Origin of the sequence: Pseudomonas sp. ICMP 10191, from assembly GCF_001467335.1 — a bacterium.
GTDB classification, from domain to species: Bacteria; Pseudomonadota; Gammaproteobacteria; order Pseudomonadales; family Pseudomonadaceae; genus Aquipseudomonas; species Aquipseudomonas cerasi.
On sequence record NZ_LKGW01000035.1, the window covers coordinates 73,464 to 91,208 of the forward strand.

Sequence of the window (17,745 nt, forward strand, 5' to 3'; positions counted from 1 at the left end):
GTGTGGAGCGAGAAGTCAGCAAGCATCGGAATCACCATTATTGTTGTTAATTGGGCCTGAAACACCTTGGAGTCCGTTCCTGGCTAACCGGTCTTTTTGCCGGAAGTGAGCTGATGCTAATTGGCCAAGCTTTCACCGAGCTTTCATTCGGCAGTTGCCGGAATTTTATTGTCACAGGGATTATGGGCATGAACGGGAGAAGCACGGATGAGCGAGATACACTCGGGTGGCTGCCATTGCGGCGGGCTGCGTTATCAGTTCGATGCGCCGTTGCGGGACATCGCTCACTGTCATTGCTCCATCTGTCGACGCACCTCGGGTGCAACGGTCGTCACCTGGATAAGTGTGCCGCTGGCGTCGTTCACGTGGCTGACGGGCAGCCCCTGCGCTTATGACTCTGCATCCAGCTGCGTCCGCTATTTCTGCAGCAAGTGCGGCGCTCAGCTGGCGTTGTTCACGCGCAACAGCCCGGACGAGATCGACGTCACCATTGCGACGCTTGACCAACCTGAGCTGGCTGCGCCCTCTCGACACATCTGGATAGAGAACCGGCTTCCATGGCTACGCCTGGATGAGCACCTGCCGGGGGTTGAAGGCGAGCCTTTCTAAGGTTCGAGGGGAGAGTGCCAAGGCCGGAGCCTTCGGCACTATTCGTACGTTACATCCGCAGGTTACTTGCTGAACTGTGACGCCAGTTCGCGCAGAAGCACCTCGGCCTCGAGCACCTTTTTCACCGATTCGTTGGCCTTGTCGCGGGTCAGGCCCAGGCGTTCGAACAGTTCGTCCGGGATATCCTGTTCGGGACCGGAGCCGATACCGTTGGCTCGCAGCAGTCGCACCGCCAGATAGACCAGGTTGGCATAGACGTGATGCTCACCCTTGTAGTGCGGGTCGTGCTGGAAGCGCAGCGCGATGGCGAGCTCATCCGGCATGTCCCAGTAGCGCATCAGCCACGCACCGATCTGCTCGCGGCTGATGCCCAGCAGGTGCTGCTCGATAAAGCTGTGGTGCAAATGCGGGTTCACTTCCAGTTGGCGGCAAATCAGGGTGAAGTGCGGTGGAAACACGTGCGCCAGCAGCAGGTAACCGAAGTTGTGCAGCAAACCGGCGAGGTAGCTCAGGCCACCCTCCGGACGGCTGGCGCGCGGAATGGCGCGGGTCAGGCCTTCGATGACGGCAGCGGTGTAAATGGATTGCTGCCAGTACGGCGTGGTCTGTTGCGGCTGATCCTTGGGCAGGCTCAGGGTTTTACCCAATGCAAGGCCCAGCGCCAGATTGATCACCAGATCGAAGCCCAGTACACGGACGATTGCGTCTTCGACAGAGCGAATCTTGCCAGTCGACGCGTAATACGGCGAAGCGGCCCAGCTGACGACCTGAGCGGCCAGCGCAGGATCGGTTTCGACGACGCCGGTGATGTCATCGATGGTTGCGTCAGGGTCGACACGCAGTTTGATGATTTTCTGCGCAGTGCCGGCCAGCGGTGGAATCTCCAGAGTCGCTTCCAGGCGCTGCTGGATGCGGCGCGCCGTGAAGACATGCATGGCCTGAGTGATTTCTGCCGGATCGTCGTGAGGACGATCAAGATTGGGATGAATCTTCGCCAGCGGCTCGCCGAAGTTCGCCGCACTGGCCTTGTTCACCATGACTTTGAACGCATCATTGCTGATTTCCAGCAGCACGCCTGGCTCGCCCGAGCCCACCAGCAGCATGGGCTCGTCCAGCAGATGTTTGTCGTAAAGGCACGGTGAGCTAGTCAGTGCCGGGACCCCCGGCAGCACTTGCAGGTTGTGCTTGGTGAGCATGCGCTGCAAACGATCATGCGGCACAGCGGTCAGTTGGCGGCCGGTCAGCTCGGTGATGCGGGAGAGGTCGAGCAACTGGCTTTGCGGAAACAGGATAAGCAACGCACCGACAGCATCCTCGACCAGCACGGCCTGCACCTTGCGCGCTGGAGGGAGGGTCTTTTCGTCCACGACTTCGTTGTAGCTGATAGCCAATTTTTCAAGCAGCTGTCGGATTACCGGCGGCGCATGGTGCGGATCATTGACGTGGGCGACTTCTGTCATGAGCTATGTCCAAATTCCTACATTTTCTGAAGTATAACCACGTTATTCGATTTGGGTCGCACGCGGTTTATAAAGCGTAGCCTGCATCACACCTGGCCATACTGTTGGCCATGACGCAGCCATCTGTCGAGCAGGGGGCTGACATGTTGGGGCCAGCGCTCCAACAGGGCCTGAGCCGCGTCGCGTACGGCCGGCAGCAGATCCGCATCACGCATCAGGTCGGCGACCTTGAATTGCAGAAGGCCCGTTTGTCGGGTGCCGAGCATCTCACCGGGGCCACGCAGTTCGAGGTCTTTTTCGGCGATGACGAAACCATCGTTGGTTTCGCGCATGATGCCCAGTCGTTGCCGTCCGATCTGTGAAAGCGGCGGATGGTAGAGCAGCACACAATGACTCACCGCGCTGCCGCGCCCGACGCGGCCGCGTAGCTGGTGCAGTTGCGCCAAGCCGAGGCGCTCGGGGTTCTCGATGATCATCAGGCTGGAGTTCGGCACGTCGACACCGACTTCGATGACCGTCGTGGCCACCAGCAATTGCAGTGCACCCTGCTTGAACTCGGCCATGATCGCGGCTTTTTCTGCGGGCTTCATACGCCCGTGAATCAGTCCGACGCGCACGTCACCCAACGCACTGCTCAATTCTTCGTACGTGGTTTCAGCGGCCTTGCAGGTCAGCTCTTCGGATTCTTCGATCAGCGTGCACACCCAATAGGCCTGGCGACCTTCTGCGCACGCGGCGCGCACCCGCTCAACGACTTCCAGGCGGCGGCTATCGGCAACCAGCACGGTATTGACTGGCGTCCGGCCCGGCGGCAGTTCGTCGAGGATCGACGTGTCCAGATCGGCGTAGGCGCTCATGGCCAGCGTGCGCGGGATCGGTGTGGCAGTCATGATCAGCTGATGCGGGCACATCAGACCGCCAACCCCTTTTTTGCGCAGCGCCAGGCGTTGCTGCACGCCGAACCGGTGTTGCTCGTCGATGATCACCAGCGCCAGGTTCTTGAACTGCACTTCGTCCTGAAACAGCGCATGGGTGCCGACCACCATGGGTGTGCCACCGGCGATCTGCTCCAGAGACGCGACGCGCGCCTTGCCCTTGAGCTTGCCCGCCAGCCATGCCACGCCCACGCCCAAGGGCTCGAGCCAGCGCTGGAAGTTGATGTAGTGCTGCTCGGCGAGAATCTCGGTGGGCGCCATCAGCGCCACTTGATAACCTGCTTCCAGTGCTTGCAAGGCTGCCAGCGCGGCGACCACGGTCTTGCCCGACCCCACATCGCCCTGAATAAGCCGCAGCATCGGCTCGGGCTGACTCAGGTCATAGGCCACTTCCTTGCCGACACGCTGCTGCGCGCCGGTGGGGGCAAAGCCGAGGTTGGCGAGAAACTGTTTCGGCAGCTTTTTCGCAACGGGCAATGCCGGTGCGCGCTGTGAACGCAGGCTTTCACGCAGGCGCTGCTGGGAAAGCTGGTGAGTCAGCAGTTCTTCGAACGCCAGCCGGTGCTGCGCCCAGTGATGCCCGAGGGCGAGCTCCTCCACGTCGGCATCGGCGGGTGGGTGATGCAGGTAACGGATCGCATCGTCCAGCGGCGCCAGCTGATAATCGCGGGCCAGCTCGTCAGGCAGCCAGTCCGGCAGACTTTTGGGGCCGAGCATCGCCAGGCTCTGCTGGCACAACTGGCGCAGACGCTGTTGGGTCAGGCCTTCGGTCGTCGGGTAGATCGGCGTGAGGGTCTGTTCGACAGGCGCGGGCTCATCACCGGTAATCGCCCGATATTCCGGGTGATAGATTTCCAGTCCGGAAGCACCGGGACGCGCTTCGCCGAAGCAACGCAGGTGCGTGCCACGCTTCATGCTTTCTTTCTGGGCGTTGCTGAAGTGGTAGAAGCGCAGGCTGACGACCCCGGTGCCGTCGCCCAGCCGTACCAGCAGACTGCGACGCTTGCCCATCACCACATCGGCACCGCTGACCACGCCTTCGATGACGGCATCCTGACCAGGACGCAACGCACCGATCGGTACGATGCGCGTGCGGTCCTGATAACGCAGCGGCAGATGGAACAGCACGTCCTGCAGGGTTTCCAGCCCGACCTTGGCCAGCTTTTCTGCCATCGCTTCGCCGACACCCTTGAGCGCCGTGACCGAGACCCTGGAAAGCTCGCTCATTTCTGTTCTGCCTAGCTAGCGACTGTTTTCGGACGTGCCACCGAGCACAGGCGTGCAGAGTCAGCGAGGATTTCGATGGCTTTGGGCCTCGGGAAGCTTGCACGCCAGGCGATGGCGACCGTGCGGAAAGGCACGGGCGGCGTCAGTGGGCGCACTTCGATCACGCCGGGCGCGTAGTGATGGCTGTCGACTGCCGACAGCGGCAGGATCGAAATGCCCAGCCCGGAGGCGACCATGTGCCGAATGGTTTCCAGCGAGCTGGACTCTACTGTCGTGTGCTTGGCACCTTCGTTGCCTTTGCCCAGCGTCGGGCAGGCCTCCAGAACCTGATCACGGAAGCAGTGACCTTCGCCCAGCAATAGCAGGCTCTTGTCGTTGAGCGCCGAGGCATCGATGGTCTCTTTCTGAGTCCAGGGATGGTCGGCCGGCATCAGGACAGAGAACGGTTCGTCGTAAAGCGGCAGGGTCAGTACGTCGGCTTCGTTGAACGGCAAGGCAATGATGACGGCATCCAGCTCACCGTTACGCAGCTTGTCGCGCAGCACATGCGTGAAGTTTTCCTCGATGTACAACGGCATCTGCGGGGCGACCCGGTGCAGTTGCGGGATCAGGTGAGGAAACAGGTAGGGACCGACGGTGTAGATCGCGCCGACTTTCAGCGGGGCGGTCAGCTGGTTCTTGCCGGCTTGGGCCAGCTCGCGAATACCCTGGGCCTGCTCCAGCACTTTCTGCGCCTGCGCAACGATGCCTTCACCGACCGGTGTCAGGCGCACAGCGCTCTTGCTGCGCTCGAAAATGAGCACGCCGAGTTCGTCTTCGAGTTTTTTGACACCCACCGACAGCGTTGGCTGGCTGACATGGCAGCGTTCCGCCGCATGGCCAAAGTGCTGCTCCTGGGCGAGCGTAACGATGTAGCGCAATTCTGTAAGAGTCATAACGTGCGTCCATGAAGTTGCGACCCCAGCATAGCGGGTGCGATCGATAGACGCACGTTATCAGAAGTACTTATGGGTAACAAAAGTACAATTCAGCGTTTATCCAGCGAATAAACGAACGGTGCGAGGATTTCAATGGTGCCGTTGTTGAGAATTTCCTTCGGCGGCTTGGGCAAAGGCTGAGCGCGACGGATCATTTCCATGGTCGCTCGATCCAGCGAAGGGCTGCCTGAACTATTGGCAATCGAGTAGGAAAGCACGTTGCCGTCAGCGTCCACCACAAAGCGCAAGCGAGCGACACCCTGCATGCCACGACGGCGTGCATCCTCAGGGTACTTCTTGTACTTGCTCAGATGACCGAGCAAATCGCCCTGCCAGTTCGGCAATGCGTTGCTGGGTGGCGAAGGTGCAGGAGCAGGCTTGGGAGCCACCGGCTTTTCCGGTTGCGCCGTGGTCGGCGGTGTATCGACCGGCTTTTCGTCAGCAGGCTTCTCCTTGGGCGGCTCAGGCTTCTTCTGCGGCTTTGGCGGCTGCGGTTTGGGCTTGGGCTTCTCGACCTTCTTGGGCACCACGATTTCCGGCTTCGGCGCCTGCACGACTTCCGGCACCGGTGTCGGCTCCTCCGGTGCTGGCGGCGGGGGCGGCTGAACGACCTTCGGTGGTGGCGGCGGTGCGGGCTCTGGCAGAGGCGCAAGCTCGACCATCATGGCTGCCGGTGGCAGCTCGATCGCCTGAGAGGCGGGCCAGCGAACGGCAATGATGATTGCGATGGCGTGCACGGCCAGCACCAACAACAGACTACCGCTATAGCGCGTCAGTTTTTGGCGCGTACTGATCATTTCTTACCAGCCGTCTCGAGACCTACCAGACCGACCTTCAGGTAACCCGCACCCCGAAGCGTGTTCATGACCTCCATCAGATCGCCGTAATCCACGCCCTTGTCGGCCTGGAAGAAGATCGTGGTGTCTTTCTTGCCCTTGGTGCGGGCGTCCAGCACCTGACCGATCTGCTCGCGGGCAACCTTCTCTTCGCCCAGGTACAGGCTCTTGTCGGTTTTCACGCTGAGAAAGATCGGCTTCTCGGGTCTGGGCTGCGGTGTGGCGGTAGACGCCGGTAGATCAACCTTGATGTCTACGGTCGCCAGCGGCGCAGCCACCATGAAGATGATCAACAGCACCAGCATGACGTCGATGAACGGCGTCACGTTGATTTCATGGTTCTCGGCGAGATCGTCTCCGCCTTCATTAAGATGCAGGCCCACGTGTTAGCCCACCTTGACCATGTGCGGTTGTTGTTGATTGCGCTCGGACGGCTCAGGCAGATGATCCAGATCGCGGCTGACCAGCAGCAGAACGTGTGCCGAGGCATCGGACACCTGAGCCTTGTAACCGGCGATGGAGCGGGCGAAGACGTTGTAGATCACCACTGCAGGGATCGCAGCGACCAGGCCCAGGGCAGTGGCCAGAAGGGCTTCGGCGATGCCGGGGGCGACCACGGCGAGGTTGGTGGTCTGGGTCTTGGCGATGCCGATGAAGCTGTTCATGATGCCCCATACCGTACCGAACAGGCCCACGAACGGCGCAGTCGAACCGATGGTCGCCAGCACGCCGGTGCCCATGCTCATGTTGCGGCCACAGGCGGCGACCAGGCGCTCGAGACGGAAGCTGACACGCTCCTTGATCCCTTCACGCTCACGGCTGTTGGCCGAAAGGCGCATCTCCTCGAGGGCGTCATGCACCAGCAGGTGGGCGAGGGTGCCTTCCTTGCTGGCGGTGGCGCTCGCTTCAGTCAGGGAGCGGGCTTTTTTCAGATTAACGATTTCGCCGCGCAACCGGCGCTTGGCACCCAGCAGCTCGAAACCCTTGGAGATCCAGATGGTCCACGTAATGATCGAGGCAATGGCCAGACCGATCATGACCGCTTTGACCACGACGTCGGCATTCTGATACATGCCCCACGGCGACAGGTCATGCGCCATGCCCAGGCTGTTGTCTTCGGCGACAGGCTCCATGGCCTGCACCGGGGCTGCTGCGTCAGGTGCAGCAGGTGCCGTTGCCGCAGGTGCGCTTGAGGTCGCAGGGGCCGCGGTCGGAGCCGACTGATCCGCAAGTGCCATGGGGACGAACATCAGGCTCAAGACAAGGGCTGCGATACCGCGCCATGCACGAGGCAGGCGAGGCATCTGGGTAGGCGAAGCGATTGATTGAATGCGTTTCATGCTGGCCGGACCTGAGAGGAAAAAGGGGATGGTTCCAGTGCGTCGCGTGATGCTGTCGGCGCTTACGGGGAACGAATGGGCCGCCATTATTGCAAATCGTTCTTGTTAACAAAAGTAATACAGTATCTTTTTTTACATATTCGCCCGAACGCTTGCCTGTCGATGAGCGTTTTTAACGATACTGACACTGCCTTTTCTGGAGATACCGAATGACAGCTCCCTCACTTCTGATCGCCGGCTGTGGCGACATTGGTTCGCGACTCGCTAACCGCCTGCTGCCTCACGGCTGGACCGTGCATGGGCTGCGGCGCACTGTTTCCGAGCTTCCTGCCGGTGTTCACGGTGTGGCGGGCGATCTGTTCGAGACGCCAAAACCTGCGCACTGGCCAGCTGCGGCACTGGATTATGTGGTGTATTGCGCGACCCCCTCGCAGCGTGACGAAGCGGGTTACCGGATGGCTTACGTCGAGGGGCTGCGTAACGTATTGAGCTGGCTCGAGCAGACCGGGCAGCGGCCAAAGCGCTTGATCTTTGTTTCAAGCAGCGGTGTTTATGGTCAGCAGAATGGTGAGTGGGTGGATGAAACCTCCGCCACCGAGCCCGGCAACTACACCGGCACGGTGATGCTGGAAGCCGAGCAGGTCGCGCTGAACAGCGGACTGCCGGCCACGGCGGTGAGATTGACCGGTATTTACGGCCCAGGCCGCAGTGACCTGTCGAACCGCGTTCGTCAGGGGCACAGCGTGAGGATCGATCCGCCGGTCTACGCCAATCGCATTCATGCCGACGATGCGGCCGGTCTGCTCGGGCACCTGCTGCTGGCGGATCAACGCGGCGTTGCGCTGGAGAGTTGCTATCTGGGCGTCGACGACGATCCGGCCGCGCTGGCCGATGTGGTGGCGTGGATACGTGAGTATCTGGGGGTGACCGAGTGGTCGGAGGAGGTCAGCGTGCAGCGCGTGGGCAGCAAGCGTTGCAGTAATGCCAGGGCGCGAGCATTGGGATGGGCGCCGATGTACCCGGATTATCGGGCGGGCTATGCGGCGTTGCTGGGCTAGAACGGTGGTTGATCAGGAGCGCCGTGAAGAGCGCTCCTGATACCTGAATCGCTTACTGCTGTTCGAGCAACCAGCGACGTGGGCCGGGACGCAGCTCGGGCATCTGGTCGGCGCCAGCGTTGTTCACCGCCTGGAATATCTCCAGCTGCTTGCCTTTGCGGGCGAAAATCCACGGGTTGCCTTTCTCGGCTTTCTCCAGCCACATGCTGTCGTATTCGCCGCTCATGGCTGCACAATCGCCTGCCAGGCAGAGCGCGTAACGATCGTTTTCCGGAAGCCCCTGCACACTGCCGTCAGGCATGAATTGCACGGTGCCGCCCTGGCCATCGCCCTCTACGACCGTCCATTTGCCGCCCATGTAGGCGCCATACAGCGCTTTCTCGAAGCTGCTGCCTGGCTGAGCGCCGTCCGGAGCCGGATCTTCGGGTTTCTGGAAGTGCTGTTCAGGGCCTGACTCGCTGGCCGCCTGGACCAGTTCGTCACCCTTGACGCTCAGGTCTTCGAAGAAGTTGCCGTAGAAATCGACATGCAGCTTGCCTTCGGCAGCGCTGACGATCTTGCCTTCGCCGAGCTCGAAGCCATTGGAGTAAATGGCCTGATTGGCCTTGGAGTTGATTTTCCACTCCAGGTTGGGGCCATTGGCGAGCAGGGCCTGGCGCAAGTTGCCTTGCTTGACGGCGGCGTCGATGGCGGTCTGGTTGATCCAGGTGCCGTCCGGATTGCGGTCGGCGTGGCTGGCGCAGCCGCCCATAATGACGGCGAGCAGCGAGATGGCGAGCGCGGAGCGCATAACGGATTCCTTCCTTCAGGGAGAACGGAGCGCAAGGCACGCTCCGTCGGGGATTTATTCGATGACGAGAATCGCGTCCATTTCAACCTGGGCGCCACGCGGCAATGCCGCAACGCCGATGGCCGCACGGGCCGGGTAAGGCTGAGTGAAATAGGTGCTCATGAGCTCGTTGACCTTGGCGAAGTGGCCCAGATCGGTCAGAAAGATGTTCAATTTGACGATGTCCTTGAACGATCCGCCCGCCGCTTCGGCAACCGACTTGAGGTTTTCGAAAACCTGAGTGATCTGGGCTTCGATGCCTTCAACCAGTTCCATGGTGCTCGGGTCCAAAGGGATCTGTCCAGACATGTAGACGGTATTGCCAGCTTTGATGGCCTGTGAGTAAGGGCCGATGGCCGCAGGGGCTTTATCGCTGGTGATGACAGTCTTGGTCATGAGAACTCCTGATAGTGGGATGGCCTACGCGCGCATCCGGGTGATGCGTGTGACACCGGTCAGGGCGCGCAGTTTCTTGATCACACGAGCCAGGTGCACGCGGTCGTGCACGCTGACCACCAGTTGGACCACGCTGATGCGACCATCGCGTTCGTCCATGCTGATTTTTTCGATATTGCCGTCCGCCGCGTTGACGCTGCTGGCCAGCAGCGCGATCAGGCCGCGCTGATGCTCAAGTTCGACACGCAGCTCGACGTTGAATTCGCCAGTCACATCCTTGGCCCAGGACAACTGGATGCATTTTTCCGGGTTGTGGCGGATTTCGCTGATGTTGCGGCAGTTGTCCAAGTGCACAACCATGCCCTTGCCTGCAGACAGGTGGCCGACAATCGGGTCGCCCGGGATCGGTGTGCAGCACTTGGCGTAGCTGAGCACCAGGCCTTCGGTGCCACGAATCGCCAGCGGACCTTCAGGGCTGGGCAACTGATCGCCTTCGCCCAGCAGGCGGCGGGCAACGACATAAGCCATGCGGTTACCCAGGCCAATGTCTTCGAGCAGGTCTTCCAGCACTTCGACACGGTATTCGTTGAGCACCAGTTGAATGCGTTCCTGGCTGATCTTGTCGAGGCTGCATTCAAAGCCGTTGAGGACCTTGTTCAGCAGTCGCTCGCCCAGATTGATCGACTCGGAGCGGCGTTGCAGCTTGAGTGCGTGACGAATATGGGTGCGCGCCTTGCCGGTGACGACGAAGTTCAGCCAGGCCGGATTCGGACGTGCGCCGGGTGCGCTGACAATCTCGACCGTCGAGCCGCTTTGCAGCGGTTCGGAAAGCGGTGCCAAGCGGCGGTTGATCCGGCAGGCAATGCAGCTGTTGCCGACATCGGTGTGTACCGCGTAGGCGAAATCCACTGCCGTAGAGCCTTTGGGCAGCTCCATGATCCGGCCTTTGGGGGTGAAAACGTAGACTTCGTCCGGGAACAGGTCGATCTTGACGCTTTCGATGAATTCCAGAGAGTTGCCGGCGCGCTGCTGCATTTCCAGTACGCCCTTGACCCACTGTCGGGCACGAGCGTGAGTGCCCTTGGGCTGCTCATCGTCACTGGACTTGTACAGCCAGTGCGCCGCGATGCCGTTGTTGGCCATTTCTTCCATTTCGCGGGTGCGAATCTGGATCTCGATAGGCACGCCATGCATTCCGAACAACGTCGTGTGCAGGGACTGATAGCCGTTGGCCTTGGGGATCGCGATGTAATCCTTGAATCGGCCGGGCAGCGGCTTGTACAAATTATGTACAGCGCCAAGCACGCGATAGCAGGTGTCGACCTTGTCGACGATGATGCGGAACGCGTAGACATCCATGATCTCGTTGAAGGCGCGACGCTTGCCGCGCATCTTCTTGTAGATGCCATACAAATGTTTCTGCCGCCCACTGACGTCGCCTTCGATGCCATCGACGGCCAGACAATGACTCAGGGACTCTTCGATCTTGTTGACCAGTTCCTTGCGATTGCCCCTGGCGCGCTTGACCGCCTGGTTGATTCGCGAGGAGCGCATCGGGTACATCGCCTTGAAACCCAGGTCTTCGAATTCGATACGCACACTGTGCATGCCCAGCCGATTGGCGATGGGCGCATAGATTTCGAGGGTTTCCTTGGCGATGCGCCGACGCTTTTCGCCAGACAGGACTTCCAGCGTGCGCATGTTGTGCAGGCGGTCGGCGAGCTTGACCAGAATGACGCGAATGTCGCGCGCCATGGCCATGGCCATTTTCTGGAAGTTTTCCGCCTGGGCTTCGGCCTTGGTCTCGAAATTCATCTGGGTCAGTTTGCTGACCCCGTCGACCAGTTCCGCGACGGTCTCGCCAAATTGGGCGCTGAGCGCTTCCTTGGCAATCCCGGTGTCTTCGATGACGTCATGCAGCATCGCAGCCATCAGGCTCTGATGGTCCATGTGCATGTCGGCAAGAATGTTCGCCACCGCAAGGGGATGGGTGACGTAGGCTTCACCGCTGCGACGGCGTTGGCCATCGTGGGCTTGTTCGGCGTAGAAATACGCTCGGCGGACCAGATTGACCTGGTCCTTGCCGAGGTAGGCCGACAGTCTGTCGGCGAGGGCGTCTATGCTCGGCAAGGCGCTACCCCTTGCCAATGGCTTTTACCCTGCGCCGTACTACGTCGACCTGGCATAGGCTTAGACGGCCTCGTTGGACTCGTCCTCGAACGCTGCGAACAATGGCTCATCTTCAACGATTTCAGCTTCTGCGATTACAGAGTAATCCATTACGCCAGCGGCGATTTCACGCAGGGCCATAACGGTAGGCTTGTCGTTTTCCCAGGCCAGCTTTGGTTCTTTGCCGCCGGTTGCCAGTTGACGGGCACGCTTGGTAGAGAGCATGACCAGCTCAAAGCGGTTATCCACGTGTTCTAGGCAGTCTTCAACGGTTACGCGGGCCATGGGTATTCCTCGTAGCAAATGCGGATGCGCGATGCCCGGATGGGCGAGCGGACTCGGTAGTTTACAAGCGGACAGCACCAGTCATCAAGCGGCATGCCACCAACGGCATGCTTTTAACCTGTTGCCTGATGGCTGGAAACGTTTTGATCAAGCCAGCAACTCCTGAAAAAGCTCGCTGTATTGCTCTTGCTGATGCTGTTGAGTGAGGCGATTGGCGCGGAAAATCGCCTTGAGGTCTTCCAGTGCGCCGGCGAAGTCATCATTGACCACGACGTACTCATACTCGTTGTAGTGGCTCATTTCGCTGACCGCTTCACGCATCCGGGCTTCGATGATCTCGTCGCTGTCCTGGCCGCGATTGGTCAGGCGCTGGCGCAAGGCCTGCTGAGTCGGCGGCAAAATGAAGATGGAGCGGGCCTGGGGCATCTGCGCACGAACCTGACGCGCACCCTGCCAGTCGATTTCCAGAATCAGGTCGTGGCCTTCGTCCAGCGTCTGCTGCAGGTGGCTCTGCGACGTGCCGTACAGGTTGCCGAAGACCTCGGCCTGCTCGAGAAAGTCGCCGTGCTCGATCATGCTCAGGAACGTGGCACGATCGACGAAGTTGTAGTTCACGCCGTCCACTTCACCGGGGCGCATGGCGCGTGTGGTGTGCGAGACAGAGACGCGAATCTTTGCCTGCGCGCCGTGCTGAGGCTCTTGCTGAGCGTCCATCAGCGCCTTGACCAGACTGGTCTTGCCCGCACCGGACGGAGCGGAAATGATGTACAGGGTGCCAGTGATATGGGTCATGTCAGGTTCAGCCTTACTCAATATTCTGCACTTGCTCACGCATCTGCTCGATCAACACTTTAAGGTTGACGGCGGCCTGCGTGCTGCGTGGGTCAAAGGCCTTGGAGCCCAGTGTATTAGCTTCGCGGTTAAGCTCTTGCATCAGGAAATCAAGGCGGCGTCCTGCCTGGCCGCCAGCCTTGAGTACGCGACGCACTTCGGTGACGTGTGTGCTGAGGCGGTCCAGTTCTTCGGCGACGTCGCTTTTCTGTGCCAGCAGGACCATTTCCTGCTCCAGACGCTGAGGGTCGAGTTCGGCTTTCATGTCGGCAAAGCGATCCAGCACCTTCTGACGCTGGGTTGCGAGCATCTGTGGCACCAGCGTGCGCAAGGTGGCGACTTCTTCGACGATGGAAGACAAGCGCTCGTCGAGCAGCCGCGCCAGGTCTGCACCTTCGCGCCCGCGGCCGCGTTTCAATTCGGTCAGCGCATCATTGAACAGCTTCAGGGCCTCGGTGTTCAACACCTGCGGATCGTTGGCATCGGCGACCAGCACGCCCGGCCATGCCAACACCTCGAGCGGGTTCAATGCAGCAGGCTGTTTGATCAAGCCGGCAACCGACTCGGCTGCGGCGATCAATTGGCCTGCGCGTTCAAGATCCACCTGCAGCGGCTTGCCGGCGGTTTCCTCGACAAAGCGCAGTGTGCACTCGACCTTGCCGCGCGACAGGCCCTGACGCAATGCTTCGCGAATCGCGCCTTCCAGATCGCGGAACGACTCCGGCAGGCGCAGGTGCGGCTCAAGATAGCGGTGGTTGACCGAGCGCAGTTCCCAGCTCAGTGTGCCCTGGGCACCGGCCCGCTCTACTCGGGCAAAGGCAGTCATACTGTGCACCATGGGAAATACCTCTTGGTTCGCTTTCAAAAGCGTGGTTCGGTTCATGAGCGCGCAGAAGTGGCGGTCATGGGCGTCGTGAAAGCCAGCTGGCTGTAGAGGCGCAGGATTGTAGCGCAGTGCGGCGCAGGCTCCCAATCCGACAGTGTGACAAGTGACGCAAGGCGTTGTTTTAACCGACATCTGCGCGTCGAAAGCCTTGGTCCAGGGCCTTCAATTGTCGCTGGATCGGCATTGGCGGCTTTTAGAGATGCCCAGCGGCAGCTGTGACCTCTATAATGCCCAGCAGTTTTCCGTCTCAGTACAGGTATCCCAGATGAAACGTCCAAGTGGTCGCGCCGCCGATCAGCTCCGCTCGATCCGCATCACCCGCAACTACACCAAACACGCCGAGGGTTCTGTACTGGTCGAGTTTGGTGATACCAAGGTGATTTGCACCGTCAGCGTCGAAAACGGCGTACCACGCTTTCTCAAAGGGCAGGGCCAGGGTTGGCTGACTGCCGAATACGGCATGCTGCCACGCGCTACCGGCGAGCGTAATCAGCGTGAAGCCAGCCGCGGCAAGCAGGGTGGTCGTACACTCGAAATCCAGCGCCTGATCGGTCGTTCGCTGCGCGCTGCGCTGGACATGTCCAAGCTGGGCGACGTTACCCTGTACGTCGATTGCGATGTCATTCAGGCAGATGGCGGCACTCGTACGGCTTCTATTACCGGTGCGATGGTTGCTCTGGCGGATGCGCTGAAGATGATCAAGAAGCGCGGCGGCCTGAAAGGCGGCGACCCGCTCAAGCAGATGATCGCGGCCGTTTCGGTCGGCATGTATCAGGGTGAGCCAGTGCTCGACCTGGACTACCTCGAAGACTCGGCTGCCGAAACCGACCTGAACGTGGTCATGACCAGTGCAGGCGGTTTCATTGAAGTTCAGGGCACTGCCGAAGGCGCGCCATTCCAGCCTGAAGAGCTGAACGCGATGCTGGCGCTGGCGCAAAAAGGCATGACCGAGCTGTTTGAATTGCAGCGCGCCGCGTTGGCCGACTGATAGCCAGAAGGGGTCCGATAATGAGTGACAGCTTGCAACCGTTCAGCAAACCACCGCAAAGCGCTCGCCAGTGGGCGATGTTCTGTCACTTGTCGGCGTTTGCCGGGCTGATGTTTCCGTTCGGCAATCTGCTGGGCCCGCTGATTATCTGGCAGTTGAAGAAAGATGCCGATCCGTTTATCGACGCGCAAGGCAAGGAAGCGCTGAACTTTCAGATCACGGTCGCCATTGCGGCCACCGTCAGCATGTTGCTGGTGCTGCTGATCATCGGCTTTGCGTTACTGACGCTGGTGGGGATCGGAGCCGCAGTGCTTGCGATCATTGCCGGGATAAAAGCCAATGACGGCGTCGATTATCGCTATCCGTTCACCTTGCGCCTGATCAAGTAGCATCACTTCAGGCAACGCAAAAAGCCGACTTCAAGTCGGCTTTTTCGTGTTCGCTGTCTGCCTGGCTATCAGATAGTCAGGGTCCAGTCGTAATCCACGATCAGCGGCGCGTGCTGCGAGAAGCGCGGCTGGCGTGGCAAACGGGCGCTGCGCACGAAGCGGCGCAGGCCTGGGGTCAGGATCTGATAATCGAAGCGCCAACCCAGATTCAGCATCTCGGCCTGCTCGTTGTCCGGCCACCAGCTGTACTGGTCACCTTCACGGCTGACTTCACGCAGGGCATCGACGTAGCCCATGGTGCCGACGATCTCGTCCATCCAGGCGCGCTCGGGCGCGAGAAAGCCCGGCGACTGCTGGCTGTCGCGCCAGTTTTTGATATCGAGCTTCTGCTGCGCCACATAGAGCGATCCGCAGTAGATGTATTCGCGACGCTTGCGGCGCTGCTTGTCCATGTACTTGCCGAAATCGTCCATGAGCTTGAATTTCTGATTCAGGTCTTCATCGCCATTCATCCCCGACGGAAAGAGCAGGGTAGCGATACTGACCTTGTCGAAATCTGCTTGCAGGTAGCGCCCGTAGCGGTCGGCTGTCTCGAAGCCGAGGCCGCTGATTACCGCCTTCGGCTGCAACCGCGAATACAGCGCCACACCACCCTGAGCGGGAACCTCGGCTTCGCAGGCATAGAGGAAGTAGCCATCCAGCTGAAAGGCTGGATCGTCCAGTTCAAAGGTGGAGGCGCGGGTGTCCTGTAAGCAGATGACGTCGGCATTCTGAGCTTGCAGCCAGCTGAGCAAACCACGCTCGACCGCAGCCTGAATGCCATTTACGTTCACACTGATGATCCGCATAAATGGCCCCAAAAATCACGTGCGTGTATGATACCCGAGCTCTACCTAATTAGCTAAATCCGTGGTATTCGGAGCTTTTTTCATGCAAGCGTATCAACGCGATTTCATTCGTTTTGCCATCGATCGCGGTGTTCTGCGCTTCGGTGAGTTCACTCTCAAGTCCGGGCGCACCAGCCCGTACTTCTTCAATGCGGGTCTGTTCAACACCGGCTCCGCACTGGCACAGCTGGGGCGTTTCTACGCGGCAGCCGTGGTTGAAAGCGGTATTGCCTTCGACGTTCTTTTCGGTCCGGCCTACAAGGGCATTCCGCTCGCATCGGCCACTGCTGTGGCGCTGGCCGAGCATCATGACCGTGATCTGCCGTGGTGTTTCAACCGCAAGGAAGCCAAGGCGCACGGCGAAGGCGGCAGTCTGGTGGGTTCCCCGCTGACCGGTAACGTGCTGATCATCGACGACGTGATCACTGCGGGCACTGCGATCCGTGAGGTCATGCAGATCATCAAGGACCAGGACGCGACAGCTGCGGGCGTGCTGATCGCGCTCAATCGTCAGGAGCGTGGCAATGGCGAGCTGTCGGCGATTCAGGAAGTCGAGCGTGACTTCGGGATTCCGGTGGTGAGTATCGTGTCGCTGAATCAGGTGCTCGAGTTCCTAGCCGACGATCCGCAACTCAAGCAGCATCTGCCTGCTGTCGAAGCCTATCGCGCGCAATTCGGAATCTGAGGACGTGCCTATGGCAGTCGGCGGCAGGTCTTGGCGATCGGTTTCAGGCGCGCTGAGCGGTTTTCGGGCCTTGCTGGCTGTGGTCATGCTTGCGCCCATGCTCGCCCAAGCGGCCGACGCACCTGAGCCACGGCTTTATCGCTACGTCGACAGCCGCGGGGTGACGGTGATCGACACGCAAGGCGTGCCGCCCGACTACGTTGCCAAAGGCTATGAAGTGCTCAACAGTCGTGGTCGGGTGGTTCAGGTCGTACCGCCTGCGCCAACGGCCGAGCAGATTCGCCAGTCCGAGGCAGACAAACGCCAGGCCGCCGCCGATGCACAACTGCTGAGCCTGTACAGCAGCGTCGCTGAAGTGGACCGCATGAAGGCCCGCAAACTGGCCGAGCTGGACGCGCTGGTTGGCGTTGCCCAGGGCAACATTCAGGGGCTGGCGGCGCAGCAGCGCAGTCTGCAAGGCCAGGCCGCCGACCTTGAGCGCGCAGGACGACCGGTCCAGCAGGCACTTGTCGATCAACTGAACGACTTGCGCGATCAGCAGCAGAAACTGCAAGCCGACATCGCCGGGTATCAGGCCGCACGCGTAAAGGCCGAAGCAGACTTCGCCGTCGACCGCGCCCGCGTCCAGCGCCTGACTCAATGACCGGACGCAGAGCGTCCAGAGCGGCGTGCCCGCGCGGAGCACTCAATGTTATACATAAGTCTTGAAGAGCCCGGGAAACGTGACTTTCGGGCTTCTGACCTAAGTGCGTGAGAGTGACCGGGCGGCGATCCGCATGGCTCACGAATAGCAGGGTTCAGACGCCCCATTTTCAGGGGCTCTACTGGCCTCTTCGCGAGCAAGCTCGCTCCCACGGCCTGCGGCCAGAATCAAGAGCAGACTTGTGTATAACGCTGAGCGCGGAGCATGGACACAATAGTGTTCTCGATCATCAGCCAACAAAAAGGCCCCGTGAGG

The 17,745-nt window shown here is 60.3% G+C and carries 19 protein-coding genes; 6 read left to right on the forward strand and 13 right to left on the reverse strand.

The features are described 5' to 3' along the window. The first annotated feature begins 207 nt into the window (after positions 1-207). Positions 208-609 carry a GFA family protein gene (locus AO388_RS04470; RefSeq protein WP_058416116.1) on the forward strand — a complete coding sequence of 134 codons (402 nt, stop codon included), beginning with the start codon at positions 208-210 and terminating at the stop codon, positions 607-609. A 62-nt stretch (positions 610-671) separates the two neighbouring features. Here the strand turns inward: AO388_RS04470 and AO388_RS04475 are convergent, their stop codons facing one another. From AO388_RS04475 to exbB, 6 genes are all read right to left on the reverse strand, one after another. After that, complete coding sequence (locus AO388_RS04475) at positions 672-2,069, reverse strand: aminoacyl-tRNA deacylase and HDOD domain-containing protein (RefSeq protein WP_003432160.1); 1,398 nt, start codon at positions 2,067-2,069, stop codon at positions 672-674. 86 nt (positions 2,070-2,155) lie between these two features. Continuing rightward, on the reverse strand, positions 2,156-4,231 hold the full coding sequence (recG, locus tag AO388_RS04480) for an ATP-dependent DNA helicase RecG (protein WP_003367498.1): 2,076 nt from the start codon (positions 4,229-4,231) through the stop codon (positions 2,156-2,158). An 11-nt stretch (positions 4,232-4,242) separates the two neighbouring features. Beyond that, entirely contained in the window at positions 4,243-5,166 is a 924-nt protein-coding gene (locus AO388_RS04485; RefSeq protein ID WP_002551493.1) for a hydrogen peroxide-inducible genes activator, read from the reverse strand. A 92-nt stretch (positions 5,167-5,258) separates the two neighbouring features. Then, a complete protein-coding gene (locus AO388_RS04490; protein WP_054081208.1) occupies positions 5,259-6,005 on the reverse strand; it encodes an energy transducer TonB in 747 nt (248 codons plus the stop codon). Further along, the gene (exbD, locus tag AO388_RS04495) at positions 6,002-6,427 is read right to left on the reverse strand and encodes a TonB system transport protein ExbD (protein ID WP_002551495.1); all 426 of its coding nucleotides are present in this window, start codon (positions 6,425-6,427) and stop codon (positions 6,002-6,004) included. The genes AO388_RS04490 and exbD overlap by 4 nt, the downstream gene beginning before the upstream one ends. Positions 6,428-6,430: 3 nt before the next feature. Then, complete coding sequence (gene exbB / locus AO388_RS04500) at positions 6,431-7,384, reverse strand: tonB-system energizer ExbB (RefSeq protein WP_003367491.1); 954 nt, start codon at positions 7,382-7,384, stop codon at positions 6,431-6,433. Positions 7,385-7,593: 209 nt separating this feature from the next. On the opposite strand from exbB, the gene AO388_RS04505 reads away from it, so the two are divergent. Then, the gene (locus AO388_RS04505) at positions 7,594-8,442 is read left to right on the forward strand and encodes an NAD-dependent epimerase/dehydratase family protein (protein ID WP_054081210.1); all 849 of its coding nucleotides are present in this window, start codon (positions 7,594-7,596) and stop codon (positions 8,440-8,442) included. A 52-nt stretch (positions 8,443-8,494) separates the two neighbouring features. Here the strand turns inward: AO388_RS04505 and AO388_RS04510 are convergent, their stop codons facing one another. From AO388_RS04510 to AO388_RS04535, 6 genes are all read right to left on the reverse strand, one after another. Next, positions 8,495-9,232, reverse strand: a complete 738-nt coding sequence (locus AO388_RS04510) for a hypothetical protein (RefSeq protein ID WP_054081211.1) — start codon at positions 9,230-9,232, stop codon at positions 8,495-8,497. Between the two features lie 54 nt (positions 9,233-9,286). Then, entirely contained in the window at positions 9,287-9,667 is a 381-nt protein-coding gene (locus AO388_RS04515; RefSeq protein WP_003367486.1) for a RidA family protein, read from the reverse strand. Positions 9,668-9,691: 24 nt separating this feature from the next. Next, on the reverse strand, positions 9,692-11,797 hold the full coding sequence (spoT, locus tag AO388_RS04520; protein ID WP_003367484.1) for a bifunctional GTP diphosphokinase/guanosine-3',5'-bis pyrophosphate 3'-pyrophosphohydrolase: 2,106 nt from the start codon (positions 11,795-11,797) through the stop codon (positions 9,692-9,694). Positions 11,798-11,857: 60 nt separating this feature from the next. Continuing rightward, positions 11,858-12,121, reverse strand: coding sequence for a DNA-directed RNA polymerase subunit omega (gene rpoZ, locus AO388_RS04525; RefSeq protein ID WP_003320174.1), 264 nt, complete (start codon positions 12,119-12,121; stop codon positions 11,858-11,860). 147 nt (positions 12,122-12,268) lie between these two features. Beyond that, positions 12,269-12,913: a guanylate kinase gene (gene gmk, locus AO388_RS04530; protein WP_003344442.1), complete on the reverse strand. Its 645-nt coding sequence runs from the start codon at positions 12,911-12,913 to the stop codon at positions 12,269-12,271. A gap of 13 nt (positions 12,914-12,926) precedes the next feature. After that, positions 12,927-13,790, reverse strand: coding sequence for a YicC/YloC family endoribonuclease (locus AO388_RS04535; RefSeq protein ID WP_003432173.1), 864 nt, complete (start codon positions 13,788-13,790; stop codon positions 12,927-12,929). 313 nt (positions 13,791-14,103) lie between these two features. Between AO388_RS04535 and rph the strand changes: the two genes are divergently transcribed. Beyond that, the gene (gene rph / locus AO388_RS04540) at positions 14,104-14,826 is read left to right on the forward strand and encodes a ribonuclease PH (RefSeq protein ID WP_058416131.1); all 723 of its coding nucleotides are present in this window, start codon (positions 14,104-14,106) and stop codon (positions 14,824-14,826) included. A 20-nt stretch (positions 14,827-14,846) separates the two neighbouring features. Then, positions 14,847-15,215, forward strand: a complete 369-nt coding sequence (locus AO388_RS04545; protein WP_003367477.1) for a DUF4870 domain-containing protein — start codon at positions 14,847-14,849, stop codon at positions 15,213-15,215. A 68-nt stretch (positions 15,216-15,283) separates the two neighbouring features. On the opposite strand, the gene AO388_RS04550 is transcribed toward AO388_RS04545, so the two are convergent. Continuing rightward, the gene (locus AO388_RS04550; RefSeq protein WP_002551505.1) at positions 15,284-16,063 is read right to left on the reverse strand and encodes an exodeoxyribonuclease III; all 780 of its coding nucleotides are present in this window, start codon (positions 16,061-16,063) and stop codon (positions 15,284-15,286) included. Positions 16,064-16,145: 82 nt separating this feature from the next. Here AO388_RS04550 and pyrE point away from each other — a divergent pair, with 82 nt between their 5' ends. After that, positions 16,146-16,787 carry an orotate phosphoribosyltransferase gene (gene pyrE, locus AO388_RS04555; protein ID WP_002551506.1) on the forward strand — a complete coding sequence of 214 codons (642 nt, stop codon included), beginning with the start codon at positions 16,146-16,148 and terminating at the stop codon, positions 16,785-16,787. A gap of 10 nt (positions 16,788-16,797) precedes the next feature. Beyond that, the gene (locus AO388_RS04560; RefSeq protein WP_003367476.1) at positions 16,798-17,430 is read left to right on the forward strand and encodes a hypothetical protein; all 633 of its coding nucleotides are present in this window, start codon (positions 16,798-16,800) and stop codon (positions 17,428-17,430) included. Positions 17,431-17,745: the final 315 nt, after the last annotated feature.